Source organism: Rhodovulum sp. YNF3179, from assembly GCF_050586465.1.
Classification (GTDB): Bacteria; Pseudomonadota; Alphaproteobacteria; order Rhodobacterales; family Rhodobacteraceae; genus CAJXYS01.
The window spans coordinates 313034-338783 of sequence record NZ_JBOCEG010000002.1; the positions used below are offsets into that span (position 1 = coordinate 313034).

Genomic DNA, 25750 nt, shown 5'->3' on the forward strand with positions numbered 1-25750 from the left:
CACGAGCAAGCATGGCTGAATTTCTGGACACCGGCTTCGGGACCTTCGTGATCATCCTGGCGCAATGCCTGATGCTGCTCGGCTTCGTGATGATCTCGCTGCTGTTCCTGGTCTATGGCGACCGCAAGATCTGGGCCGCGGTGCAGATGCGGCGCGGCCCCAACGTCGTGGGCGTCTTCGGCCTGCTTCAGACGGTGGCCGACGCGCTGAAATACGTCGTCAAGGAGGTCGTGATCCCGGCGGGGGCCGACAAGACGGTGTTCATCATGGCGCCGCTCGTGTCCTTCGTGCTGGCGGTTATCGCCTGGTCTGTCGTGCCTTTCGCGCCGGGCTGGGTGCTGGCCGACATCAATGTGGGGCTGCTCTTCATCTTCGCGGCGTCCTCTCTCGAGGTCTATGGCGTGATCATGGGCGGATGGGCCTCGAACTCGAAATACGCATTCCTGGGCAGCCTGCGCTCGGCCGCGCAGATGATCTCCTACGAGGTCTCGATCGGCTTCATCATCGTCGGCGTGCTGCTGTCCACGGGCTCGCTGAACCTGAGTGCCATCGTGATGGCGCAGGACGGCGCCTACGGGCTGTTCTCGTGGTACTGGCTGCCGCACCTGCCGATGGTGGTGCTGTTCTTCGTCTCGGCGCTGGCCGAGACCAACCGCCCGCCCTTCGACCTGCCGGAGGCCGAGTCGGAACTGGTCGCGGGCTACCAGGTGGAATACTCCGCCACGCCCTTCCTGCTGCTGATGGCGGGCGAGTACATCGCCATCTTCCTGATGTGCGCGCTGATGAGCATCCTGTTCTTCGGCGGCTGGCTGAGCCCGATCCCGGGCCTGCCCGACGGCGCCTTCTGGATGGTGGCGAAGATGGCGGTGTTCTTCTTCCTCTTCGCGATGGTGAAGGCCATCGTGCCGCGCTACCGCTACGACCAGCTGATGCGGCTGGGCTGGAAGGTGTTCCTGCCGATGTCGCTGGGCTGGGTCGTGCTGGTGGCGTTCTTCGCGCAATACGGATTGTTCGGCGGGGCCTATGCCCGCTGGGCCGTGGGAGGCTGATTCATGGGTATCGACTGGACAAGGGCCACCCGTTATTTCCTGCTGGCCGATTTCATCGGCGGCATGGGGCTGGGGCTGCGCTATTTCTTCGCGCCGAAGGCGACGGTGAACTACCCGCATGAAAAGGGGCCGCTCAGCCCGCGTTTCCGCGGGGAGCATGCGCTCAGGCGCTATCCCAACGGCGAAGAGCGCTGCATCGCCTGCAAGCTGTGCGAGGCGATCTGCCCGGCGCAGGCGATCACCATCGACGCCGAACCGCGCGAGGACGGCTCGCGCCGGACGACGCGCTACGACATCGACATGACGAAATGCATCTATTGCGGGTTCTGCCAGGAGGCATGCCCGGTGGATGCGATTGTCGAGGGTCCGAATTTCGAGTTCTCCACCGAGACCCGGGAAGAGCTTTACTACGACAAGGCCAAGCTGCTGGAGAACGGCGATCGCTGGGAAGCGGAGATCGCCCGCAACATTGAACTCGACGCGCCCTACCGCTAAGCGGGGCGCGCGCCAGCGGCCGCCGGATCGGACCGGTGGCCGGACATGAAAAGGCCCCCCGAGAGGGGCCAAGCAAAGGGGACAGAGATGGGCTTCGCGGATATCGCCTTCTATGTCTTTGCCATTCTCGTGGTGGCCGCCGGCCTGTTCACCGTGATGGCACGCAACCCGGTGCACTCGGTGTTGTGGCTGATCCTGGCCTTCCTGTCCTCGGCCGGGCTCTTCATCCTGATGGGGGCGGAATTCGTCGCGATGCTGCTGGTCATCGTCTATGTCGGCGCGGTCGCGGTGCTGTTCCTCTTCGTGGTGATGATGCTCGACGTGGACTTCGCCGCGCTCAAGGCGGGCATGGCGAAATACATGCCGGTCGCGCTGCTGATCGGGGTCGTGCTGCTGATGCAGCTCGGCCTGGTCTTCGGCGACTGGCAGTTCGCCGAGACCGCCGAGACCGCCCGCCAGGCCGTGGCGCCGGCCCCGGGCGAGACGCAGAACACCTCGGCGCTCGGCGGGCTGATCTACACCCAGTACATCTATCTCTTCCAGGCGGCGGGCCTGATCCTGCTGGTGGCGATGATCGGCGCGATCGTGCTGACCGTGCGCCATCGCCAGGACATCAAGCGCCAGAACATCCTGGACCAGATGTATCGCGATCCCGCCAAGTCGATGGAACTGAAAGACGTCAAACCGGGGCAGGGGCTCTGAGATGGTCGGACTAGAACACTACCTCACCGTCGCCGCGGCACTGTTCGTGATCGGCATTTTCGGCATCTTCCTGAACCGGAAGAACGTCATCATCATCCTGATGTCGATCGAGCTGATGCTGCTCGCGGTGAATATCAACCTCGTGGCCTTCTCGACGCATCTGGGCGATCTCGTCGGCCAGGTCTTCACCCTTTTCGTGCTGACCGTGGCCGCGGCCGAGGCGGCGATCGGGCTGGCGATCCTGGTCTGCTTCTTCCGCAACCGCGGCACGATCGACGTCGAAGACGTCAACCGGATGAAAGGGTAAGGCGACATGGAAACGATCATCCTCTTCGCCCCCCTCGTCGGCGCCATCCTCTGCGGTTTCGGCTGGAAGTTCATGGGCGAGAAGCCGGCCCAGATCACCGCGACGGCGCTCTTGTTCCTGTCGATGCTGCTCAGCTGGATCGTGTTCCTGGGCTTCGACGGCGAGACCCAGCAGATCCCGATCCTGCGCTGGGTCGAGAGCGGCACGCTCTCCACCGACTGGGCGATCCGGCTCGACCGGCTGACGGCGACCATGCTGATCGTGGTCACCACGGTGTCGGCGCTGGTCCATCTCTACAGCTTCGGCTACATGGCCCATGACGAGAATTTCCGCGACGACGAGTCCTACCGGCCGCGGTTCTTCGCCTATCTCTCCTTCTTCACCTTCGCCATGCTGATGCTGGTGACGGCCGACAACCTGCTGCAGATGTTCTTCGGCTGGGAAGGCGTCGGCCTCGCCTCCTACCTGCTGATCGGCTTTTACTATCGCAAGCCCACGGCCAATGCGGCGGCGATGAAGGCCTTCATCGTCAACAGGGTGGGCGACTTCGGTTTCGCGCTCGGCATCTTCGGGCTCTTTTTCCTGGTCGACAGCGTCAATTTCTCAGACGTCTTCGCCGCCGCGCCGGAACTGGCCGAGACCTCGCTCACCTTCCTCTGGATGGAGCTGAACGCGGCCAACCTGATCGCGTTCCTGCTGTTCATCGGGGCCATGGGCAAATCGGCCCAGCTGATCCTGCACACTTGGCTGCCGGACGCGATGGAAGGCCCGACCCCGGTCTCGGCGCTGATCCACGCCGCGACCATGGTGACGGCGGGGGTGTTCCTCGTCTGCCGCATGTCGCCCGTCTTCGAGTTCGCGCCCGAGGCCAAGACCTTCGTCGTCTATCTCGGCGCGACCACGGCCTTCTTCGCGGCCAGCGTCGGGCTGGTGCAGAACGACATCAAGCGTGTCATCGCCTATTCGACCTGTTCGCAGCTCGGCTACATGTTCGTGGCCGCGGGCGTCGGCGTCTACTCGGTCGCGATGTTCCACCTGCTGACCCACGCCTTCTTCAAGGCGATGCTGTTCCTCGGGGCCGGGTCGGTGATCCACGGGATGCATCACGAGCAGGACATGCGCCATTACGGCGGGTTGCGGAAGAAGTTCCCCTATACCTTCTGGGCGATGCTGATCGGCACGCTGGCCATCACCGGGGTCGGCATCCCGCTGACCGGGTGGATCGGCTTCGCCGGCTTCGCCTCGAAGGATGCCGTGATCGAGAGCGCCTATGCCGGCACTGCCGGGGGCTATGCCTTCTGGATGCTGGTGATCGCGGCGCTGATGACGAGCTTCTACTCCTGGCGGCTGATGTTCATGACCTTCTGGGGCAAGCCGCGCGGCGACAAGCACACGCATGAACATGCCCATGAAAGCCCGACGGTCATGCTGGTCCCGCTGGGCGTGCTGGCCATCGGCGCGATCTTCGCCGGGGCGATCTGGTACGGCAGCTTCTTCGGCAAGACCAACGAGGTGGTGAAGTTCTTCGGCGGCGATTACGGCAAGCCGGCCGAGGAGCTGGTCGAGGCCGTGGCCGAGCGCAACCCCAAGGCATCGGAGCTGCACTACGTGATGGAAAGCGCGCCGGGCGAGGCGGCGATCTACATCGCGCCGGAGAACACCATCCTGCACGAGGCGCATTACGTGCCGACCTGGGTCAAGCTTTCGCCCTTCGTCGCGATGCTGCTGGGGCTGGGCGTGGCCTACCTGTTCTACATCGTGAACCCGGCGCTGCCGGCGCGGCTGGCTGAAAACCAGCGCCCGCTCTATCTCTTCCTGCTCAACAAGTGGTATTTCGACGAGCTTTACGACGTCGTCTTCGTGCGGGGCGCGAAGTGGCTCGGCCGGTTCTTCTGGAAGCGGGGCGACGGCGACGTGATCGACGGCTCGATCAACGGCGTGGCGATGGGCATCGTGCCCTTCTTCGCGCGGCTCAGCCACCGCATGCAGTCCGGATACATCTTCACCTACGCATTCGCCATGGTGCTGGGCCTCGTGGTCCTTGTCACCTGGATCACCATCAGCGGGGGCGCGAACTGATGGATAACGTGCTTTCGATCATCACCTTCATCCCGCTGATCGCGGCCGTCATCCTGGCGGCGCTGCTGCGGGGCGACGACGCGGCGGCTCAGCGCAACGCCAAGTGGCTGGCGCTGGTGGCGACGACGGCGACCTTCCTCGTCTCGCTCTTCGTCTATGCCGAGTTCGACCCCGCCGATACCGGTTTCCAGTTCGTGGAAGAGCGCGACTGGCTGCTCGGGCTCAGCTACAAGATGGGCGTCGACGGGATCAGCGTGCTCTTCGTGCTGCTGACCACCTTCCTGATGCCGCTGGTGATCGCCTCGGCCTGGAACGTGACCGAGCGGGTCAAGGAATACATGATCGCCTTCCTGGTGCTCGAGACGCTGATGCTCGGCGTGTTCATGGCGCTGGACCTGGTGCTGTTCTACCTCTTCTTCGAGGCGGGCCTGATCCCGATGTTCCTGATCATCGGGATCTGGGGTGGCAAGAACCGCATCTACGCGGCCTTCAAGTTCTTCCTCTACACGCTCCTCGGTTCGGTCCTCATGCTCGTGGCGATGATCGCCATGTGGATGGATGCCGGCACCACCGATATCCCGACGCTGCTCACCCATGAATTCTCCTCCGGGCCGATCACGCTGCTGGGCTGGCAGATCGCCGGCGGCTTGCAGACGCTGATGTTCCTGGCCTTCTTCGCCAGCTTCGCGGTGAAAATGCCGATGTGGCCGGTGCATACCTGGCTGCCCGACGCGCATGTGCAGGCGCCGACGGCCGGCTCCGTGGTGCTGGCGGCGATCCTGCTGAAGATGGGCGGCTACGGCTTCCTGCGCTTCAGCCTGCCGATGTTCCCCGTCGCCTCCGACTTGCTGGCCGATTTCGTGATGTGGCTGTCGGTCATCGCCATCGTCTACACCTCTCTGGTGGCGATGATGCAGGACGACATGAAGAAGCTGATCGCCTATTCCTCGGTCGCGCATATGGGCTTCGTGACGATGGGCATCTTCGCGGCCAACCAGCAGGGCATCGACGGCGCGATCTTCCAGATGATCAGCCACGGCTTCGTCTCGGGTGCGCTCTTCCTGATCGTGGGGGTGATCTACGACCGGATGCATACCCGCGATATCGACGCCTATGGCGGGCTGGTGAACCGGATGCCGGCCTATGCGCTGGTCTTCATGCTGTTCACCATGGCCAATGTGGGGCTGCCGGGCACCAGCGGCTTCGTGGGCGAGTTCCTGACGATGATGGGCGCCTTCCAGGCCAATACCTGGATCGCCTTCGTCGCGGCCACCGGCGTGATCTTCTCGGCGGCCTATGCGCTCTGGCTTTACCGGCGCGTGGTGTTCGGGGACCTGATCAAGGAAAGCCTGAAGTCGATCACCGACATGACCCCGCGGGAACGCTGGATCTTCGCGCCGCTGGTGGCGATGACGCTGCTGCTCGGCGTCTATCCGAGCCTGATCCTCGACGTCACCGGCCCGTCTGTGAGCGCGCTCATCTCCGGGTACGAGACCGCACTGCTCGAGGCTGGCGACGTGCAGCTGGCCGGCAATTAAGGGAACCGCCTGATGATTGGTACCTATCTTTCCGTCGTCCTGCCCGAGCTGGTCCTGGCCATCTATGCCATGGCCGCGCTGATGTACGGGGTCTATACCGGCAAGGATCGCGAGGCGCCGCTGCTGATCTGGCTGACCGCGGCCGTCATGGTCGGGCTGGGTTTCTGGATCGGGCTGGCCCCCGCCGGCACCGAAACCGCCTTCGGCGGCTCCTTCATCGATGACGGCTTCGCGCGGTTCGCCAAGGTGACGATGCTGATCGCCGCCGCGATCGTCCTGCTGATGAGCCAGGATTTCATGGCGCGTCACGGCTTTCTGCGCTTCGAGTACCCGGTACTCGTGGCGCTGGCGACGCTCGGCATGATGATGATGGTGTCGGCCAACGACCTGATGGCGCTCTATGTGGGGCTCGAGCTGCAGTCCCTGGCGCTGTACGTCGTGGCGTCGATGCGCCGCGATTCCGCCCGCTCCACCGAGGCGGGCCTCAAGTATTTCGTGCTGGGCGCGCTCAGCTCGGGGCTGCTGCTCTACGGGGCGTCGCTGACCTACGGCTTCGCGGGCACCACCCTGTTCTCCGGCATCGTCGAGGCCGCCAGCGGCGGCATGTCGCTGGGCCTGCTCTTCGGGCTGGTCTTCATCGTCACCGGGCTGGCCTTCAAGGTCTCCGCGGTGCCCTTCCACATGTGGACCCCCGATGTCTACGAGGGGGCGCCGACCCCGGTCACGGCCTTCTTCGCCACCGCGCCCAAGGTGGCCGCGGCGGTGCTCTTTGCCCGGGTTGCGCATTCCGCCTTCGGCTCGGCCGTCGACGACTGGAGCCAGATCGTCGCGCTCCTGTCGGTGCTGTCGATGTTCCTCGGTTCCGTCGCCGCGATCGGCCAGACCGACATCAAGCGGCTGATGGCCTATTCCTCGATCGCGCATATGGGGTTCGCGCTGATGGGGCTGGCCGCGGGCACCGTGGGCGGCGTGCAGGCGCTGCTGATCTACCTCGCGATCTACGTGACCATGAACATCGGCACCTTCGCCTTCATCCTGTCGATGAAGCGCGACGGCGAGCCGGTAACCGAGATCGCGTCGCTCAGCCTCTATTCCCGGGCGGAGCCGCTCAAGGCGCTGGCGATGCTGGTGCTGCTGTTCTCGCTGGCCGGGATCCCGCCGCTGGTGGGGTTCTTCGGCAAGTTCTACGTCCTCAAGGCCGCGGTCGAGGCCGACATGGCGTGGCTGGCCATTGCCGGCGTGATCGCCACCGTGATCGGCGCCTTCTACTACCTGCGGATCGTCTACCTGATGTATTTCGGCGAACCGCGCGAGGCGCTGGACAGTTCCATGCCGGCGGTGCAGTGGGTGGCGCTGATGGCCTCGGCCGCGATCATGGTCGTCGGTGTCGTCAACCTCTTCGGGATCGAGGGCCTCGCCGCCGCCGCCGCCGAAACGCTCGTCCGCTAGATGGGCGATTGGCCCGAGGGTGTCGATCGCCGGGTTCTGGAGAGCGTCGACAGCACCAATGCCGAGGCCGCCCGCATCGCGCCGGGCCTGGCCGGACCCTGCTGGATCATGGCGCTGCGCCAGACCGCGGCGCGCGGGCGCCGGGGGCGGGCCTGGGCCAACCCGCAGGGCAATTTCGCGGCCACGCTGGTCCTGCGACCAACCGAACCCCCGGCACAGGCCGCGCTGCGCAGTTTCGTCGCCGCGCTGGCGTTGCGCGATGCGCTGGTGACGCTGACCGGCCAGGAGGCGGCGTTCAGGCTGAAATGGCCCAACGACGTGCTGGTCAACGGCGGCAAGCTTGCCGGCATCCTGCTGGAAAGCGCGGGGCAGGGCGGCGGCATGGCACATCTCGCCATCGGCATCGGCGTGAACCTCGCCCGGGCCCCGGCGGCCGCGCTGCTGGGCCCCGAGGCCGTGCCGCCGGCCAGCCTTGCCGCGGAAACCGGGGTGAATGTCACGCCGCTGCAGTTCCTCGAGACGCTGGCGCCGGCCTATGATCGGCGCGAACGCCAGTTCGTGACCTACGGCTTCGCGCCGATCCGGACCGCGTGGCTGGCGCATGCCGCCAGGCTGGGCGCGCCCGTGACCGCCCGGACCGGCCGCGAGACGCTGACCGGAACCTTCGAGACGGTGGACGAGACCGGCAATCTTCTTCTAAAGACGGGCGATGGCCGCAGGGCGATCCCCGCGGCAGACGTTTTTTTCTGACAGGGTCAGGCCCATGCTTCTGGCGATCGACTGCGGCAACACCAACACGGTCTTCTCGATCTGGGACGGCGCGCGCTTCTTGTGCACGCTGCGCACCTCGACCGAGCATCAGCGGACCGCCGACCAGTATTACGTGTGGCTCTCGACGCTGCTGACCCATCACGGCATCCCGATGAACATCGACGAGGTGATCATTTCGTCGACCGTGCCGCGGGTGGTCTTCAACCTGCGGGTTCTCTGCAACCGGTATTTCGACTGCCGGCCGCTGGTCGTCGGCAAGGAGGAGTGTCTCCTGCCGGCCGCGCCGCGGGTCGATGCCGGTACCCAGGTGGGGCCGGACCGGCTGGTCAACACCGCCGGCGCCTTCGACCGCCATGGCGGCGACCTGGTCGTGGTCGATTTCGGCACCGCCACGACCTTCGACGTGGTCGCCCATGACGGCGCCTATGTCGGCGGCGTCATCGCGCCGGGCGTCAATCTCAGCCTCGAGGCGCTGCACGCCTCGGCGGCGGCGCTGCCCCATGTGGACGTCACCAAGCCGCAGGCGGTGATCGGCACCAACACGGTGGCCTGCATGCAGTCCGGCGTCTTCTGGGGCTATGTTGGATTGGTGCGCGGGGTCTGCGACCGCATCCGCGCCGAATACGAGACCCCGATGCGGATCATCGGGACCGGTGGGCTGGCCTCTCTTTTCGCGCAGGGCGACGTGCTCTTCGACGCGATCGAGGACGACCTGACGATGCATGGCCTGACGGTCATCCACGCTTTCAACAAGGAACACGGCAACGCATGAGCAGTGACAGAGTGATCTACCTCCCCCTCGGCGGCGCCGGGGAAATCGGCATGAACATGTATCTCTACGGCTACGGGCCGAAGGGAAAGGAACGGTTCATCATCGTCGATACCGGCGTCACCTTTCCGAACATGGAAACCTCGCCCGGCGTCGACCTTATCATGCCGGATATCGACTGGATCGCGGCGCGCCGCGACCGCCTGGACGCGATCTTCATCACCCATGCGCATGAGGATCATGTCGGCGCCATCGGGCTCTTGTGGGACCGGCTGCGCGCGCCGGTCTACGCGCGTCGCTTCACCGGCACGCTGGCGCAGATGAAGATGGAGGAACGCGGCCGGAACCCGGACGATGTCCGGATCGTCAAGCCCTTCCCCGAGACGGTCGAGGCGGGTCCCTTCAGCGTCAGCTTCCTGCCGGTGTCGCACTCGATCCCCGAGACCTCGGCGCTGGTGATCGAGACACCGAAGGGCAAGCTGATCCATACCGGCGACTTCAAGCTCGACCCGACGCCGCGCGTGGGCGAGCCCTGGGATCCCGCGCTCTGGCAAGAGGCGGCGAAAGGCGGGGTCCAGGCCTTGATCTGCGACTCCACCAATGTCTTCAACTCCCATGCCGGCCGGTCCGAAGAGACGCTGACCGAAAGCCTCCGCGACCTCGTCGCCGATGCGCCGGGCATGGTCGTGGTCACGACCTTCGCGTCCAACGTGGCGCGGGTGAAGACCCTGGCCGAGGCCGGGCGATCCGCCGGCCGCTCGGTGGTGCTGCTGGGGCGGGCCATGCGCCGCATGGTGTCCACCGCCGAGGAAACCGGCGTGCTAAAGGGCTTTCCGCCGACGATCTCGCCCGAGGACGCGCAGGACCTGCCGCGCGAGAACCTGATGCTGATCGTCACCGGCAGCCAGGGCGAGCGTCGCGCGGCCTCGGCGCAGCTGGCCAATGGCCGCTACATGGGTCTGCAGATGAAGGCCGGCGACATGTTCCTGTTCTCCTCCAAGACCATCCCGGGCAACGAGGTCGGCGTCGGCCGCATCGTCAACGCCTTCTCCGAGATGGATGTCGACGTGGTCGAGGACGACGACCGCTACCACGTCTCGGGTCATGCCAACCGCCCGGACCTGGAGGCGATGCACGACCTGGTGAAGCCCCGGATGGTCATCCCGATGCATGGCGAGCATCGCCACCTGCGCGAGCATGTCCGCCTGGCCGAGTCCCGCGGCATCGCCGCCGCGATCGCGGTGAACGGCACCATGCTGGATCTCACCGGCGACCGCCCCAGGGTCATCGACAACATCGAGGCCGGGCGCACCTATCTCGACGGCAACGTCCTGATCGGGGCGATGGACGGCATCGTCCGCGACCGTATCCGCATGGCGCTGAACGGGCATGTCACGGTCGGCGTGATCGTGGACGAGGACGACGAGGTTCTGGAAGATGCCTGGGTGGAGCTGATGGGCCTGCCCGAGACCGGCGCCAGCGGCGCCCCGCTGGTCGAGGCGGTCGAGGATGCCGTGGGCGACGTGCTGGCCCGGGCCGACACGCGGACGGTGATGGATGACGACAAGCTGGAGAAGCTGGTCCACCGCGCCGCCCGGATGGCGGTGAACGAGGTTCTGGGCAAGAAACCCGAGGTCACGGTGCTGATCAGCCGGCTGGTCGCCCAGTAGGGGCGACCGGCGCGCCGGTCCGGTCCGGGCGAGACCCCGGGCCAGCCGGGCAGGGCGGGCCGTCAGCCCGCCATGCGTTCCTCGAAGCTCATGGCGATGAAGCTCGGCAGGTGGTCGCCCATGCCGACGACCTCGTCCTGGCGCCGCTTGTCCTCGCCGCCCTTCTTGCCGCGCCCGCGCGACCTGGCGGCAGGCTTCGGCTTTTCCTCGGGCTTGGGCTGCGCCTCGGCCTTCGGCGCCGCGTCTTCGGCGGCCGGCGGGGCGGGTTCCGCCTTGGCGGGTGCCGCGGTCTTGGCGGCAGACCGGCGCGACCGGCGCGCCGGCGGCTTCCCGGGGTCCTCGGCGGCATCGGGCGCGGGCGCCGTGTCCGCCTCCGTTGCCTTCTTGCTGCGCGACCGGGTCGGCGCAGGATTGTAGGGGCTTTCCATGCGCGGGATTTCCCGTTGCAGAAGATCCTCGATCGCCTTGAGATACTTCTCGTCGGCCGGCATCGCGATGGTCAGGGCGCGCCCCTCGCGCCCGGCGCGGCCCGTGCGGCCGATCCGGTGGACATAGTCTTCCGAATGGCTCGGAACGTCGAAGTTGAACACGTGGCTGACCGAGGGCACGTCGAGCCCGCGCGCGGCCACGTCGGAGGCGATCAGCAGCTTGATCTCTCCGTCGCGGAACCCGTCCAGCGTCTTCGTGCGCAGCGACTGGTCGAGGTCCCCGTGGATCGGCGCGGCATCGTAGCCGTGCTTTTTCAGCGACTTGGAAAGGATGTCGACCTCGCTCTTGCGGTTGCAGAAGACGATGCCGTTCGTCAGCTTCTCGCCTTCCTGGTCGATCAGCGCGCGCAGCACTTCGCGCTTTTCCTTGGCCGCGCGGTCGCGGCGGCTGGGGCTGTACTCGATCACGTGCTGGTCGATGGTTTCGGCCGTCGTGGCCTGGCGCGCCACCTCGACCCGCGCGGGGGCGGTGAGGAACTCGTTGGTGATGCGCTCGATCTCCTTGGCCATGGTGGCCGAGAAGAAGAGCGTCTGCCGCGTGAAGGGCGTCAGCTTGAAGATCCGCTCGATATCGGGGATGAACCCCATGTCGAGCATCCGGTCGGCCTCGTCCACGACCATGATCTGGACGCCGTTCAGCATCAACTTGCCGCGTTCGAAATGGTCGAGCAGGCGGCCGGGCGTCGCGATCAGCACGTCGACGCCCCGGTCGATCAGCTTGTCCTGTTCCTTGAACGAGACCCCCCCGATCAAGAGCGCCTTGGTCAGCTTGGTGTGCCTGGCGTAGGTGTCGAAGTTCTCGGCCACCTGTGCGGCAAGTTCCCGCGTCGGCGCCAGCACGAGGCTGCGCGGCATCCGCGCGCGCGCCCGGCCCTTGCCGAGCAGCGTGATCATGGGCAGCACGAAGCTGGCGGTCTTGCCGGTGCCGGTCTGCGCGATGCCGAGGACGTCGCGGCCCTGGAGCGCATGCGGGATCGCCTGCGCCTGGATCGGCGTCGGTTCCTCATAGCCGGCTTCGGCAATGGCTTTCAGGACTTTCGGGTCGAGTTCGAGGTCGGTGAATTTGGTCATGTGTATCCGTCTGGTGCGGCCGGTTTCCGTCTGCCGCAAGATCGGTGTGGCGCACGTCCGTAAGCCTAGGGCCCCTGGTGCTGCCGTCGACACCGTTTCCCTACGCGAATCGCCGGGACTGGTCAACGTGCGGCGCGGGTTTTTGCGCCATATCGGGCAGTTGCGGCGATTTCTCACCCTAAAAAGGGTAGGTTGTGTCAACCGGAAGGCGATCTTTCCCATCACCCATGCCAGCGCAGCGAAGCCGATCCGCGTTGCGGCGCCGTCGCGGGCCGTCAGGCCGGGCCCGAGCAGGCGCGCCGTCAGCCCGATCCCGAAGGCCGGAAACGGCACCGGGGCGAAGGGGATCGGCAGCCGCCCCGCGCAGATCACCGCGACGCCGACCCGCCGCAGCGCCGGCGGATGGATGGGACCGCCACCAGCCTGGCCGGAGCAGCCGGCTCAGGCCGGAACGGTCGAGACGGCGCGCACCATCGGCCGCGCGGAGGCGGGCCGCGGCAACACCGGCCGGGCCAGCGGGCCGAAACCGGGCACGGGGGGCGGGCCGGGGCGTCCGCTTGGCCTGGTCGCGGCGGCGGGGGCGAGGCCGGGGAAGAGGCCCAGCAGCTCGGCGCGCGCCGCGGGCGGCAGGCTTTTCCAGGCCTCGGGGCCGGGAAAGAAGCTTTCGGCGGGGGTGCCCTCGGCCAGGAGCACCTGGTGGCGGGCGCACATCAGGTGGAAATAGGTGACCGTGCCGCCCGCGACCTGCCGGATCGCCCGGCCATCGACCAGGTGGATCGCGGGGCGGAACCCCTCGGCCCCGTCCGGGCCACGCACCAGAATCCGGTGCTGCGGCGAGACCCAGAGGTCGCGGGTGTTGCCCAGCGCGCCGGCGGCGATCCGCACCGGCGCCATGCGGCCCCGGGCGCGGCGGGTGGCCGAGGCGATCCAGACCACCGGCCGCGGCCCGTCATCCAGCGTGATCACCCGGTCGCCGGGGCGGAGATGTTCCACCGCCACCTCGCCCCGGTCGGTGAGGATCCGGGTGCCGCGCACGAAGCAAACCGGGGCGTTCGCGAGGCTGATCTGCCCGTCAAGGCTGCCGTCGGCGGCGTCCATCGCGTCGAGCTGACCGGCCGGCACGAGGTAGACCTCGCCGGAGCCCGCGCCGCCGCCCTCGGCCTGCCGCGCGCCGATGAGCAGATCGCCCAACCCGTCGCCGTCGAAATCGCCCGAGGTCAGTTGGCCACCACCGTCGCCGACCTGGTCGTCCGCACTGGCCCCGCTCAACACGTAGCCCCCGGCGCTGCCAGCATGGGCCAGGTCGATCACGCCGTCGGTCGCCCCGTCGGCCGCGTCCAGCGCGCCGAGATCGGCCTGAGGCAGCAGGTAAAGCGCGCCACTGTCCGATCCGCCGTAGGAGGCGCCGGGCGCGCCGATCAGCAGGTCGCCCAAACCGTCGCCGTCGACATCGCCGGCGAAGGAGAGCGTTTCCCCGGCATAGTCGGAGGCATGGGCTTCCTGGAAGACATAGCCGCCCGCGGCCGCCGTGTGGTCAAGGCTGATGACGCCATCCGTGGCCCCGTCGGCCCCGTCCATCGTGGTCAGCCCGGCACCGGTCAGGAAATAGGCGTCGTAAGGGGCATAGGAGCCGGTGCCGATCAACAGATCGCCGAGGCCGTCGTCATCGACATCCCCGCCGACGACAGATTGGATTCCGAGCCGGTCGTCGCTATCGCCCCGGATCACGAAACCGCCGGCGGGACCGACATGCGCGACGTCGATATCGCCGTCGGTGCTGCCGTCTGCAGCATCGAGGCCGGCGAGGTCGGCGGCCGTGACAAGATAGATGTCGCCCGCGTAGCTTCCGCCGTAATCGGCAAAAGGCGCGGTGTCGCCATCGAGATCGCCGGCAGACGATATTTTATGGCCGAGCCACTCGTAACTGCCGGAGGTGCCGAAGCTGTAGCCGCCCGCGGAACCGACATTTTCCAGGTCGATCTGGCCGTCGGTCGCGCCATCTGCCGCGTCGATCGCCGCGAGATCGGCGGCGGGCAGCAGATAGGCCGCGCCATCCATGCCGTCGGCCCTGGCGGCGCCGATCAGCAGGTCTTCCAGCCCGTCGCCGTCAACGTCGCCGGCCGACGAGACGACGGCGCCGGAATAGTCCTGCACGTCCTCGCCACCGATCAGGTAGCCCCCGGCGGACCCGGTGTTGCCAGGGTCGATGATTCCGTCGACCGCCCCGTCGGCGCCGTCCAGCACGTCCAGGTTTTCGGCGCTGATCAGGTAGGTCCGCCCGGCATCGTCGTCGGCATCGAAAAAGGCGCCGCGTGCCCCGATCAGGAAATCGCCGGTGCCGCCGCCGTCCACGTCGCCGATGCCAGCGACGGTGGTTCCGGCGAAGTCGGCGGCCGCTTCCCCGGCGATCCGGTAGCCGCCCGCCGCCCCCACGAGGCCGAGATCGATCTCGAAGTCCCGGGCGCCGTCGGCGGCATCGAGTGCGGCCAGATCGGTGGAGGTGAGCAGGTAGACCGCGCCGGAATTCGCGCCGCCCGCATCGGATCCAGTCGCGCCGATCAGGATCTCGGCGCGGCCGTCGCCGTCGATATCGTCGGTGAAGTTGAGCGACCCGCCGGCGTAGTCGCCCGCCGCGCCGATGAACCTGTATCCCATGCCCGTGCCCCGGGTGTCTGGCCGCCGCTCCACCAAGGGCGGGTCCGGCTCTCGTTCGGGATAGTTTGCGGGAAATGGGTTTCCGGTTGATTGAAGCCGCCGCCGCCGCGCCGCCGGCGCCGGCGGCGCCGTTCAGACCTGCATTTCCTTGGTCGCGGAAAGCGTCAGGTCCGGGTAGTCGCGTTCCACCCGGTCGATGTCCCATTGCAGCCGGGTCAGGTAGACCGGGTCGCCGTCATGGTCATGGGCGATGTGCCCCTTGTTGGCGTTGACGAACCGGTCGAGATCGGCCTTCGGGCCCGACACCCAGCGGGCGCTGGTGAACTGCGTCGGCTCGAAGCGCACGGGCAGGCCGTATTCCTGCTCTATCCGGCTGGCCAGCACCTCGAATTGCAGCTGGCCGACGACGCCCACGATGAAGCCCGCGCCGATCGCCGGCTTGAAGACCTTGGCCGCGCCTTCCTCGGCGAACTGCATCAGCGCCTTGTCGAGATGCTTGGCCTTCATCGGGTCGCCGGCGCGGCAGCTTTGAAGCAGCTCCGGCGCGAAGGACGGGATGCCGGTGAAGCGCAGCGCCTCGCCCTCGGTCAGGGTGTCGCCGATCCGCAGCTGCCCGTGGTTCGGAATGCCGATGATGTCGCCGGCCCAGGCCTCTTCGGCGAGTTCCCGGTCGGCCGCGAGGAACAGCACCGGGCTGGAGATCGCCATCGGCTTCTTCGAGCGCACATGGGTCAGCTTCATGCCGCGCTTGAAATGACCCGATCCCAGCCGCAGGAAGGCCACGCGGTCGCGATGCTTGGGATCCATGTTCGCCTGCACCTTGAAGACGAAGCCGGTGACCTTGCCCTCGTCCGGAGTGACCTGGCGTGGCTCGGCCGTCTGGGGTTGGGGTTCGGGGCCGAAATTCCCGATCCCGTCCATCAGCTCCTTCACGCCGAAGGAGTTGATCGCCGAGCCGAACCAGATCGGCGTCAGCGTGCCGTCGAGGAAGGCCTGCCGGTCGAAGGCGGGCATCAGCGCGCGCGCCATCTCGACCTCTTCGCGCAGCTGCTCGAGCAGGTGCGCGGGAATGGTCTCGTCCAGCTTGGGATCATCGAGCCCCTCGATGGCGATGGACTCGGCCACCACGTTGCGGTCGGCGCGTTCCATCAGCTCCAGCCGATCGTTCAGCATGTCGTACGAGCCGATGAAATCGCGCCCCATGCCGATGGGCCAGCTCGCCGGTGTCACGTCGATGGCCAGGTTTTCCTGGATCTCGTCGATGATCTCGAAGGTGTCGCGGCTCTCGCGGTCCATCTTGTTGCAGAAGGTCAGGATCGGCAGGTCGCGCAGGCGGCAGACCTCGAAGAGCTTGCGCGTCTGGCTTTCCACGCCCTTGGCGCCGTCGATCACCATGATCGCGGCGTCCACCGCCGTCAGGGTGCGGTAGGTGTCCTCGGAAAAGTCCGAGTGGCCCGGCGTGTCGACCAGGTTGAAGCGATACCCGTCGTAGTCGAAGGACATCGCCGAGGCCGAGACCGAGATCCCGCGATCCTTTTCCATCTGCATGTAGTCCGAGCGCGTCCGGCGCGCCTCGCCCTTGGCGCGGACCTGGCCGGCCATCTGGATCGCGCCGCCATAGAGCAGGAATTTCTCCGTCAGCGTCGTCTTGCCCGCATCGGGGTGCGAGATGATCGCGAAGGTGCGGCGCCGCGCGATCTCGGGCGGCAGGGCGGGGGCGTTGTGCGTGCGGTCGAGCATGGCCGCCATATAGGCGAGCCCGGGGCCGAGCACAATTGCCCCGGCGCGGCGGTGCCCTATGCTTTGCGCGGTCACCGCGCGATCGCCAAGTTGCACTTCGGCGCCGGGGGTGCCAAACCAAGGCATGAAAGAAGCGGAGCGAGGGAGGATCAGCCGTGGATCTGGGAATTTCGGGCAAATGGGCCATCGTCTGTGCATCGTCCAAGGGTCTCGGGCGCGGCTGCGCCGAGGCGCTGGCCGAGGCCGGCGTAAACCTGGTGATGAACGCGCGCAGCGAAGGCCCGCTCAACGAGGCGGCGGACGCGATTCGCAGCGCATATGGCGTCGAGGTGACGGCCGTGGCCTCCGACGTGACCACGCCCGAGGGCCGCGAGGCCATCCTCGCCGCCTGCGGTGCGCCGGATATCCTGGTCAACAATGCCGGCGGTCCGCCGCCGGGCATGTGGACCGACTGGGACCGCGAGGATTTCATCAAGGCGCTGGATGGGAACATGCTGGCGCCGATCGCCATGATCAAGGCGACCGTGCCCGGCATGATGGATCGCGGCTGGGGCCGGGTCGTGAACATCACCAGCCAGTCGGTCAAGTCGCCGATCCCGGTCCTGGGGCTGTCGAACTCGGCCCGGGCGGGCCTGACCGGCTATGTCGCCGGCACCTCGCGCCAGGTCGCGGGCAAGGGGGTGACCATCAACAACCTGCTGCCGGGCATCCACGCCACTGATCGCGCGGTCTCGCTCGACACGGGCGTGGCCGAGCGCGAGGGCATCACGCTGGACGAGGCCCGCACCAAGCGCGAGGCCACCATCCCGGTGGGCCGCTACGGCACGGCCTCGGAATTCGGCCATACCTGCGCCTTCCTCTGTTCGCAGCATGCGGGCTTCATCGTCGGCCAGAACCTGCTGCTCGACGGCGGCGCCGTCAACAGCACGCTCTGATCGTCCGACGGGCTTGCCCGGGGGCCGGCGGGGTGGTAACCGGCCCTAATCCGATTATTTCTATCGGGAAAGACAGGGCACAGGTCAGACGGTGACGGAAACCACACCAAGGCTGGAAGCGATCGGCCTCACGCGCCGTTTCGGCGGCATCGAGGTGGTGCGCGACGTGTCTCTGGACGTGCCGGCGGGGCAGGTGAGCTGCCTGCTCGGCCCGTCGGGCTGCGGCAAGTCCACCATGCTGCGCATCATCGCGGGCGTCGACCGCCAGGACAAGGGCGCGGTGCGCATCGAGGGCCGCACCGTGTCCGACGATCACGTGCAGGTCCCGCCCGAGCGCCGCTCGGTCGGGCTCATGTTCCAGGACTTCGCGCTTTTCCCGCATCTCTCCGTCGCCGGGAACGTGGGCTTCGGGCTCAAGGGGCCGCGCGACGAGATCGCGGCCCGCGTGCGTGAGCAGCTCGACAAGGTCAATCTCGCCGGCTTCGCCGAGAAATACCCCCATGAGCTGTCGGGCGGCGAGCAGCAGCGCGTGGCGCTGGCCCGGGCGCTGGCGCCGCGGCCGCGGATCATGCTGATGGACGAGCCGTTTTCGGGGCTCGACAACCGGCTCCGCGACGAGATCCGCGACGAGACGCTCTCGGTGCTGAAAGCGGAGGGCACGGCGGTGCTGCTGGTCACGCACGAGCCCGACGAGGCGATGCGCATGGCCGACGAGATCCTGCTGATGCGCCGGGGGCGGATCGTGCAGCGCGGGGCGCCCTACAACATCTACAACGCGCCGGTCGACAAGGAGGCGGCGGCCTTCTTTTCCGACATCAACGTGATCCACGGCGTGGTCAAGAATATGCAGACCGAGACGCCGTTCGGGCGCTTCCTGACGCCCGGCATGGTCGACGGCACCGATGTCGAGATCATCATCCGCCCGCAGCACCTGAAGATGGATTTCGACCGCGGCGGCAAGGGCCCGAACCCCACCTCGACGGATGGCGTGCCCGCCCGCGCGGTCGTCGAGCGGGCGCGGTTCATGGGCTCCGAGAGCCTGGTCGAATTCCGCATGGAATTCGACGGCTCCCAGATCAAGGCGACGGTCCCGGCGGTGTTCCTGCCGGCGCCGGGCACGCCGCTCTGGCTGTCGATCCGGCGCGACCGCTGCTTCGTGATGCCCTGCAAGCGCCAGACGACCGTCGCCGATCCCTATGCCGGCTAGCCGTTCACCGCGCGCTGGCTGCCGCTGGCGGGGTCGATCCCGATAAAGGGCTTCTTGGCCTGTTTCCAGGCGCCGAAGCCGCCCTCGAGATGGGCGATGCGGTCATGGCCCGCGGCCAGGTATCGCTGGGCGACCTTGCCCGACCGGATGCCGGAGCCGCAGTGAAACACGATCCGCTTGTTGCCTTCCTCGGGCATCTGGGCCGCGTCGAAATGGGACATGGGCGCGAGCAGTGCGCCGGGGATGCATTCGAACATGTATTCGGGTGGCGTGCGGACGTCGATCAGCACGATGCTGTGATCCGCCAGGCCTTTTTCGACCTCCTCGACCGTCCAGGTCTCGAGGGTGCCGCCGTCGATCTGTTCCGTTTTCATCCGGGTCGCTCCTTTGGAATTTGCGTTGTTTCGTCCCCGGTCAGGATGTGCCACGCTCGGGCATCGCGGCAATCCCCCGGCGCCGGGGAAAGGCAAGAAATCGTGCCGAGCGGCCGATTGGGTCTTTGATCCGGTGGCGATAGTGAATAAATGTGCGGGATGACGCATTGGGGCGGGCGCGCGCTGCGCCGGCCCAGCAAAGGGAGAGAGTCATGCTCAACAATATCGGGCTTCCCGGCCTTCTTCTCATCGCCGTGGTCGTGCTGGTGCTCTTCGGGCGCGGCAAGATCTCGTCGCTGATGGGTGAGGTCGGCAAGGGGATCACCGCCTTCAAGAAGGGCGTCTCCGATGGCCAGAAGGAAATCGAGGACGCGTCGGTCGAACAGGCCCGCGACGTCACGCCGGAGGAAAAGACCGAGAAAGACAAGGCCTGAGGGCCTTCTGACCGGATCCGCACATGTTAGATATCGGCTGGACCGAGCTCCTCCTCGTCGGAATCGTGGCCCTCATCGTGGTGGGGCCCAAGGACTTGCCGGGCATGTTCCGCACGCTGGGCAAGGTGACGGCCCGGCTGCGGTCGATGGCCCGGGACTTTCAGCGTTCGCTCGAGGAAGCGGCGGACGAGACCGGCGTGAAGGACGTGGCCTCCGATCTGCGCAGTGCCGCGTCGGCCCGCAACATGGGGCTGGACAAGGTCAAGGAAGCAGCCACCAATTTCGACAGCTGGAAAACGCGCGACGAGGTGAAGTCCGACGCGGCCGACGAGGCCGACGCCGACAGCCGGGGCACGCATACCTCCAAGCTGGCCGAGGATCGTGCCGAGGCCGCGCGGAAGATCCACGAGCGCACGGCGCAGGCCGCGCGCGAACGCCGCGCCGCCGAGGCGGCGCAGGAGCATGGCGCGGATACGGCCGACGCGCCGGCCGCCGACAAGCCCGCCAAGCCGGCGGCGAAAAGCGGCGGCACCAGGGCCAAGACGGCCCGCGCCAAGACCGGCGCCGCGGGCAAGGCCAAGGCCGGGGGCGGCGCGGCCAAGAAATCCTCCTCGACGGCGCGGAAAACCGCGGCTAAGTCGAAGGCATCCAGCAAGGCCGACGACGCATCATGAGCGACCGCACCGACGACGACGAGATCGAGGAATCGAGCGCCCCCCTGATCGAGCATCTGGCGGAGCTGCGCACGCGCCTGATCCATTCGGCCGCCGCCTTCATCGTCGGGATGGTGATCTGCTTCACCGTCTGGAACCCGATCTTCAACTTCCTGACCCAGCCGATCTGCGACCAGCTTGCGGCGCGCAACCAGGATTGCGGGCTGATCCTGATCAAGCTGCAGGAAGGCTTCTTCGTGGCGATCCGGATCTCGCTGCTCGGCGGGTTCGTCCTGGCCTTCCCCTATATCGCCTTCCAGATGTGGCGCTTCGTGGCGCCGGGCCTCTACAAGAGCGAGAAGGGCGCGTTCCTGCCGTTCCTGCTGGCCTCGCCGATCATGTTCGCGCTGGGCGCCTCCTTCGCCTTCTACATCGTCATCCCGCTGGCCTTCGACTTCTTCCTGGGCTTCCAGCAGCCGGGCGCGCTGACGGGGGGCGGCGGCGCAGAGGGCGAGGCCGGCGCGCTGGCGCAGGCCGGCATAACCTTCCAGGGCTCGGTGCAGGAATACCTGTCGCTGACGATCAAGTTCATCTTGGCCTTCGGGCTCTGCTTCCAGCTGCCGGTGCTGCTGACGCTGATGGGCAAGGCGGGGCTGGTGTCGTCGCAGGGCCTGGGCGAGGTGCGCAAATACGCGGTGGTCGCCATCCTGGTGCTCGCCGCGCTGGTCACGCCGCCCGACGTCATCACCCAGGTCATTCTCTTCGTCGTGGTCTACGGGCTTTACGAGTTGTCCATCTGGCTGGTCCGCCGGGTCGAGCGTGACCGCGACGCGCGGCTGCGCGAGGAGGGGATCCTCGACGACGAGGACGACGATTTCGAGGCCGAGGCCGACGAGCTGCTGGGCGACGACGACGACAAATGACCGGGGACGTGCTGGAGCGGATCGCCGCCGCGCTGGAGCGGATGAACCCCGCCCCGGCGGCCGCCCCGGACTACGCCGGTGCCGAGGCTTTCGTCTGGCACGTGTCGCCCGACAGGCTGGAACCCGTCGGCGCGGTCAACCGCATCCCGCTGTCGCTGCTCGTGGGGATCGACCGCGCGTCGGACATCCTGCTGGAGAACACCCGCCATTTCGCGCAGGGCCTGCCGGCCAACAACGCCCTGCTCTGGGGGTCGCGCGGGATGGGCAAGTCCTCGCTGGTGAAGGCCGTCCATGCCGAGGCCGCGGCCATGGCGCCGGAGCTGAAACTGGTTGAGGTCCTGCGCGAGGACCTGCCGTCGATCGGGCGGCTTCTGCACCTGTTGCGCGCCGCGCCCTGCCGGTTCATCCTGTTCTGCGACGACCTGTCCTTCGGCCATGACGACAGCCATTACAAGTCGCTCAAGGCGGTGCTCGACGGCGGCGTCGAGGGGCGGCCGGACAACGTGATCTTCTACGCCACATCGAACCGCCGCCACCTGATGCCGCGCGACATGATCGAGAACGAACGCTCCACGGCGATCAACCCGTCGGAAGCGGTGGAGGAGAAGGTCTCGCTCTCGGACCGATTCGGCCTCTGGCTCGGGTTCCACCCCTGCGACCAGGACGCCTATCTCGAGATGATCCGCCGCTACTGCGATGCCTGGGGCGTGGAGATCGACGACGCGACGCTGCGCGCCGAGGCGATCGAGTGGCAGCAGACCCGTGGCGCCCGGTCGGGCCGGGTCGCCTGGCAGTATTTCACCGATCTCGCGGCGCGGCGCGGCGTGCCGATCCGGCTCGGCTGAGCCCGCCGCCGCGTCAGTTCAGGAACGGCATCGGGTCTATGGCCTCGGTTCCGCGGCGCACTTCGAAATGCAGGAAGCTCGGGCTGGCATCGGCCACGCTGGCGACGGGCTGGCCGCGCCGCACCGTCTCGCCCTTCTCGACGCTCACGTCGACCACGTTGGAATACACCGTGTAGAGGTTCTCGCCATGGCGGATCAGCACGATGGTGCTCTGCCCCACCGAGCGCGAGATTAGCGCGACCTCGCCATCGTCCGCGGCCTTGACGGCGGTTCCCGGCGCGGCCGCGAAATCGACGCCGTCGCTGCCCTCGCCCGGGGCGTAGCCGCGGATGACCTCGCCGCCGACGGGACGCAGGAAGCGCGAGTCGTCGGCCGGCGCGCTGTCCTGTTCGGCCAGCGCGGGTGACGCGGGCAGTTCCGCGCTCTCGACTTCCTCGGGCAGGGGGCTGCTGGCGCTGGGCGGTTCCGGCGCCGGGGACCCTTCGCCGGGCCGGCTCGGCGCGGCCGCGGCCTGGCGGCGGGGCGCCTGGCGCTCTTCCTCGACGGCGAGCGGGATCAGAAGGTACTGGCCCTCGCGCACCTCGAGATCGGGGCCCAGTCCGTTCCAGTCCGCCAAGGCGCGGACCGAGACATTGTAGAGCCGCGCGATGGAATAGGCGGTCTCACCGCGCTCGACCTGGTGGCGGACCGGCTCGATCCCGTCCCGCGTCTCGGCGGTGCGCCGGTCGGGCTGCCCGCGCCCGTCGCCGGCGCGGTCGATCGCCTCTGTCGCGATGCTTTCGATGTCGAGCCCGCGTCCGGTGCCGGCCGTGCCGGGCGTTCCCGCGGCCACGCGCGAGGGCAGCGCCAGAATCTCGCCCGGGCGCAGGCGGTAGCCTGGCTCCAGCCCGTTGAACCGCGCGAGTTCCCGCGGCGGGATGCCGACGCGGTCGGCCACGTCCGTCACGGTGTCGCCGCCCCGGGCCACGGCCATCTGGTAGCCGGGATAAGAGATCACGCCGCGGGCGTCCGGTTCCGGGCGCGGCTCGGTCTCGGTACGCACGGGCTCGCGCGACCGCAGGTCCGGGCCGAGCTGGCGGAAGTCGACGTCCCGCCCGCAGGCGGCAAGCAGCGCGAGCAGGGCGGTGGTGGCGACAAGGCGGGTGGCGCGGCGGCCGGCGGTCTCGGGCATGTGCTCCGTCCTCAATTCCAGGCGTCTGGGCGGCCCTTGTGGCCGGGCCTTGGTCAGTCTCCGGCGATCCCTTCGACGAGCGGCACGAACCGCACCGCCCTGAGCTCGGTATACTCGAAGCCCGACGCGGTGCGTTCGACCCTGATCAGGCGCTGCACCGTGTCCGACTGTCCCACCGGCACGACCATGATACCGCCCTCGCGCAGTTGCGCCAAGAGGGGGCCGGGGGGATCCTCGGCCGCGGCGGTCACGATGATGCGGTCGAACGGCGCCTGTTCGGGCAGGCCGCGGCTGCCGTCGCCGGTGATGACGGTGATGTTTGTCAGCCCGAGCGACTCGAAGGTCGCCTCGGCCTCGCGCGCCAGGCGTCGGTGGCGGTCGATCGTATAGACCCGCCGGCCGAGCTGGCTCAGGACCGCGGCCTGGTAGCCGGACCCGGTGCCGATCTCGAGCACCTTGTTGCGCGGCTGCACGTCGAGCGCCTGGGTCATCAGCCCCACCACCGAGGGCTGGCTGATCGTCTGGCCGCAGGCGATGGGCAGCGGCATGTCCTCTTCGGCGCGGTGGGCAAAGAGCCCGCGCACGAAGGCGCGGCGGTCGATCCGTTCCATCGCCGTCAGAACGCGCTTGTCGGTGACGCCCTTCGAGCGGAGCGCGTAGACGAAGCGCATGATCCGCTCGGCGTCGTCGGTCACTGGAAGCGGTCCTTCAGCGTGTCGAGCACGTCATGCGCGGTCAGGTCGGCGCGCATCGGCGTGACCGAGATGAACCCGTCGAGATTGACGGCCGCATCGGTGCCCGGCGCGGTCGGCGTGTGCTGTGGGCCGCCCTTGACCCAGAGGAACTTGCGCCCCGACGGCGAGTAATGCGGGTCGACGGAGAAATTCGTGTCGTGGCGGTAGCCTTGCGGGGCGATCCGCGTGCCCTTGACCGCCCCGGCCGAAATCGGCGGGAAATTGACGGAGTAGAAGACACCGTAATCGGCATCATGCCAGATGCCCTTTTCAAGCAGGGCGCGGATGACCTGCACGCCGTGGGCGCGCGCGGCCTCGAACGGGTCGTCGAGCCCCAGATTGTCGGGTCCGTAATACTGCGACAGCGCCACGGATTTCATCCCGTGCAGCGCCCCTTCCATGGCACCGCCGATGGTGCCCGAGTAGAGCGCGTTCTCGGCGGCGTTGTTGCCGCGGTTGACCCCCGAGAGCACGAGATCCGGCTTGCCGCCGGCCAGCACGTCATGCAGCCCCGCCAGCACGCAGTCGGCCGGCGAGCCCTCGGCGGCGAAGCGGCGCTCGTCGAGTTGGGCGATCATCGTCGGATGGGTGTAGGAGATGCAGTGCGCGACGCCCGATTGCTCGAAGGCGGGCGCGACGGTCCAGACCTCGCCGCCCGGGCCGGCCAGCTCGGTCGCGATCTCCTGGAGCACCGCCAGCCCCGGCGCGTTGATCCCGTCGTCATTGGTGATGAGAATGCGCATCCTGCCCCCGTTTGCCGCTACCGCACTCTTAGGCCAGAGCCGGGCAGGCGTAAAGCGGCGGTCGGCCGGTCAGGCGCCGATCGGACGCCCCGCCGCATCGAGCGGCACCGCGCGGGTCACACGGCCGCGGAAATAGGCGAAGCGCGCGCCGGGCGGATCCCAGAACACCTCGGCGCGGGCGGGCATGACCAGCCCGCCGATCTCGCCCCAGTCGTCGAAGACACCGCCCCAGGGCTCGGCCGGGGCGTCGGGCCCCGTGCCCCGGCGCCGGGCCGGGCTGCCGGCGGCGTCGATCAGCCCGTCATCCGTCAGGCGCAGCTCTACCTTGGCGATGTGCCTGGCGGCCAGGGTGGCGGCCGTCACGCCGCTCGGCGTCGCGCGCCAGTCGATATGGCCGTTCCGGGCCAGCGCGCCGGGCGCCCAGGCCAGTTCGGCCAGGTAGCGCTGGGCCTCCGCCTCGGCGACACCGGTCCCGTCGGCGCGGGCCACGGGCAGGATCCCCGCGAGGCGGGCCTCGAGATGCCCGTCCGTCCCGTCGAAGGCATCGAGCACCACGACCGAGACCCCGGGCGCAACGCGGATCCGGGCCGCCCAGGCGAAGGCGGGCTTGGTCAGCGAGATCACCTGTTCGGCGGTGAAGGGCTGCCACGGCTTGTCCTCGGAAAGCCGCATCTCCCCGGTCTGGTGGAGCCGGATCGCGACGGCCTCTTCGGGCAGCGGCTCGTCGGTCAGCTCCGCCAGGGGCGCCAGCGCGTCCGGCAGGCCGCGCACCGGGCGCAGATCGGGCGCGATCGCCGCCCGTTCAAGTGCCCGGATCCGCCGGGCAAACCCGAGCCGCAGCGTGGCCGCGGCCGCGGCCACCGCCAGCAGGAGGAACAGAACGACGCCGAGTGCCGTGGTCATCGCGGGCCTCCGGATACGCGGCAGGCCGAACGCCCGCCGGGAACC

Annotated in this window: 24 protein-coding genes; 16 read left to right on the top strand and 8 right to left on the bottom strand. The window is 67.9% G+C overall.

Annotation, left to right across the window (positions count from 1 at the left end; genetic code table 11):
- Nucleotides 1-11 precede the first annotated feature (11 nt).
- The 10 genes from nuoH (at nt 12) to ACQ5SP_RS04495 (ending at nt 10829) form a co-directional block, all read left to right on the top strand.
- The gene (gene nuoH / locus ACQ5SP_RS04450; protein ID WP_430936857.1) at nt 12-1049 is read left to right on the top strand and encodes an NADH-quinone oxidoreductase subunit NuoH; all 1038 of its coding nucleotides are present in this window, start codon (nt 12-14) and stop codon (nt 1047-1049) included.
- A 3-nt stretch (nt 1050-1052) separates the two neighbouring features.
- Complete coding sequence (nuoI, locus tag ACQ5SP_RS04455) at nt 1053-1544, top strand: NADH-quinone oxidoreductase subunit NuoI (protein WP_430936859.1); 492 nt, start codon at nt 1053-1055, stop codon at nt 1542-1544.
- Between the two features lie 87 nt (nt 1545-1631).
- Nucleotides 1632-2246 (top strand): NADH-quinone oxidoreductase subunit J, encoded by a 615-nt coding sequence (locus tag ACQ5SP_RS04460; protein WP_430936860.1) that lies wholly within the window; start codon nt 1632-1634, stop codon nt 2244-2246.
- Nucleotide 2247: 1 nt separating this feature from the next.
- Nucleotides 2248-2553 carry an NADH-quinone oxidoreductase subunit NuoK gene (gene nuoK / locus ACQ5SP_RS04465; protein WP_430936862.1) on the top strand — a complete coding sequence of 102 codons (306 nt, stop codon included), beginning with the start codon at nt 2248-2250 and terminating at the stop codon, nt 2551-2553.
- Between the two features lie 6 nt (nt 2554-2559).
- Nucleotides 2560-4632: an NADH-quinone oxidoreductase subunit L gene (gene nuoL / locus ACQ5SP_RS04470; RefSeq protein ID WP_430936864.1), complete on the top strand. Its 2073-nt coding sequence runs from the start codon at nt 2560-2562 to the stop codon at nt 4630-4632.
- Nucleotides 4632-6170, top strand: a complete 1539-nt coding sequence (locus ACQ5SP_RS04475; RefSeq protein ID WP_430936866.1) for an NADH-quinone oxidoreductase subunit M — start codon at nt 4632-4634, stop codon at nt 6168-6170. The genes nuoL and ACQ5SP_RS04475 overlap by 1 nt, the downstream gene beginning before the upstream one ends.
- Nucleotides 6171-6182: 12 nt before the next feature.
- The gene (gene nuoN, locus ACQ5SP_RS04480) at nt 6183-7619 is read left to right on the top strand and encodes an NADH-quinone oxidoreductase subunit NuoN (protein WP_430936868.1); all 1437 of its coding nucleotides are present in this window, start codon (nt 6183-6185) and stop codon (nt 7617-7619) included.
- The gene (locus ACQ5SP_RS04485) at nt 7620-8369 is read left to right on the top strand and encodes a biotin--[acetyl-CoA-carboxylase] ligase (RefSeq protein WP_430936870.1); all 750 of its coding nucleotides are present in this window, start codon (nt 7620-7622) and stop codon (nt 8367-8369) included.
- A 13-nt stretch (nt 8370-8382) separates the two neighbouring features.
- Complete coding sequence (locus tag ACQ5SP_RS04490; protein WP_430936872.1) at nt 8383-9162, top strand: type III pantothenate kinase; 780 nt, start codon at nt 8383-8385, stop codon at nt 9160-9162.
- Nucleotides 9159-10829, top strand: a complete 1671-nt coding sequence (locus ACQ5SP_RS04495; RefSeq protein WP_430936874.1) for a ribonuclease J — start codon at nt 9159-9161, stop codon at nt 10827-10829. The genes ACQ5SP_RS04490 and ACQ5SP_RS04495 overlap by 4 nt, the downstream gene beginning before the upstream one ends.
- Nucleotides 10830-10891: 62 nt before the next feature.
- Here ACQ5SP_RS04495 and ACQ5SP_RS04500 read toward each other — a convergent pair whose 3' ends face one another.
- From ACQ5SP_RS04500 to ACQ5SP_RS04510, 3 genes are all read right to left on the bottom strand, one after another.
- Nucleotides 10892-12388 (bottom strand): DEAD/DEAH box helicase, encoded by a 1497-nt coding sequence (locus tag ACQ5SP_RS04500; protein WP_430936876.1) that lies wholly within the window; start codon nt 12386-12388, stop codon nt 10892-10894.
- Nucleotides 12389-12829: 441 nt separating this feature from the next.
- Complete coding sequence (locus ACQ5SP_RS04505; protein ID WP_430936878.1) at nt 12830-15043, bottom strand: Hint domain-containing protein; 2214 nt, start codon at nt 15041-15043, stop codon at nt 12830-12832.
- A 132-nt stretch (nt 15044-15175) separates the two neighbouring features.
- Complete coding sequence (locus tag ACQ5SP_RS04510; protein WP_430936880.1) at nt 15176-16783, bottom strand: peptide chain release factor 3; 1608 nt, start codon at nt 16781-16783, stop codon at nt 15176-15178.
- Nucleotides 16784-16938: 155 nt separating this feature from the next.
- Here ACQ5SP_RS04510 and ACQ5SP_RS04515 point away from each other — a divergent pair, with 155 nt between their 5' ends.
- On the top strand, nt 16939-17718 hold the full coding sequence (locus ACQ5SP_RS04515) for an SDR family oxidoreductase (protein WP_430936882.1): 780 nt from the start codon (nt 16939-16941) through the stop codon (nt 17716-17718).
- A gap of 91 nt (nt 17719-17809) precedes the next feature.
- Entirely contained in the window at nt 17810-18925 is a 1116-nt protein-coding gene (locus ACQ5SP_RS04520; protein WP_430936884.1) for an ABC transporter ATP-binding protein, read from the top strand.
- Here ACQ5SP_RS04520 and ACQ5SP_RS04525 read toward each other — a convergent pair.
- Nucleotides 18922-19299, bottom strand: coding sequence for a rhodanese-like domain-containing protein (locus ACQ5SP_RS04525; RefSeq protein WP_430936886.1), 378 nt, complete (start codon nt 19297-19299; stop codon nt 18922-18924). The genes ACQ5SP_RS04520 and ACQ5SP_RS04525 overlap by 4 nt on opposite strands.
- A gap of 212 nt (nt 19300-19511) precedes the next feature.
- Between ACQ5SP_RS04525 and ACQ5SP_RS04530 the strand changes: the two genes are divergently transcribed.
- Genes ACQ5SP_RS04530 through ACQ5SP_RS04545 form a run of 4 tightly spaced genes read left to right on the top strand, consistent with a single transcriptional unit; the run spans nt 19512 to nt 22154 of the window.
- On the top strand, nt 19512-19733 hold the full coding sequence (locus ACQ5SP_RS04530; RefSeq protein WP_430936888.1) for a twin-arginine translocase TatA/TatE family subunit: 222 nt from the start codon (nt 19512-19514) through the stop codon (nt 19731-19733).
- A gap of 23 nt (nt 19734-19756) precedes the next feature.
- A complete protein-coding gene (tatB, locus tag ACQ5SP_RS04535) occupies nt 19757-20407 on the top strand; it encodes a Sec-independent protein translocase protein TatB (protein ID WP_430936890.1) in 651 nt (216 codons plus the stop codon).
- The gene (gene tatC / locus ACQ5SP_RS04540) at nt 20404-21309 is read left to right on the top strand and encodes a twin-arginine translocase subunit TatC (RefSeq protein WP_430936892.1); all 906 of its coding nucleotides are present in this window, start codon (nt 20404-20406) and stop codon (nt 21307-21309) included. Before tatB ends, tatC begins: the two co-directional genes overlap by 4 nt.
- Complete coding sequence (locus ACQ5SP_RS04545) at nt 21306-22154, top strand: ATP-binding protein (protein WP_430936894.1); 849 nt, start codon at nt 21306-21308, stop codon at nt 22152-22154. The genes tatC and ACQ5SP_RS04545 overlap by 4 nt, the downstream gene beginning before the upstream one ends.
- 13 nt (nt 22155-22167) lie before the next feature.
- Here the strand turns inward: ACQ5SP_RS04545 and ACQ5SP_RS04550 are convergent, their stop codons facing one another.
- The 4 genes from ACQ5SP_RS04550 to ACQ5SP_RS04565 all read right to left on the bottom strand — a co-directional run bounded on the left by ACQ5SP_RS04550 (nt 22168) and on the right by ACQ5SP_RS04565 (nt 25705).
- Nucleotides 22168-23325, bottom strand: coding sequence for a peptidoglycan DD-metalloendopeptidase family protein (locus ACQ5SP_RS04550; protein WP_430936896.1), 1158 nt, complete (start codon nt 23323-23325; stop codon nt 22168-22170).
- Between the two features lie 53 nt (nt 23326-23378).
- Nucleotides 23379-23996, bottom strand: coding sequence for a protein-L-isoaspartate(D-aspartate) O-methyltransferase (locus tag ACQ5SP_RS04555; protein WP_430937175.1), 618 nt, complete (start codon nt 23994-23996; stop codon nt 23379-23381).
- 20 nt (nt 23997-24016) lie between these two features.
- A complete protein-coding gene (gene surE / locus ACQ5SP_RS04560; protein ID WP_430936898.1) occupies nt 24017-24802 on the bottom strand; it encodes a 5'/3'-nucleotidase SurE in 786 nt (261 codons plus the stop codon).
- Between the two features lie 69 nt (nt 24803-24871).
- Nucleotides 24872-25705: a DUF6920 family protein gene (locus tag ACQ5SP_RS04565; RefSeq protein ID WP_430936900.1), complete on the bottom strand. Its 834-nt coding sequence runs from the start codon at nt 25703-25705 to the stop codon at nt 24872-24874.
- Nucleotides 25706-25750 lie beyond the last annotated feature (45 nt).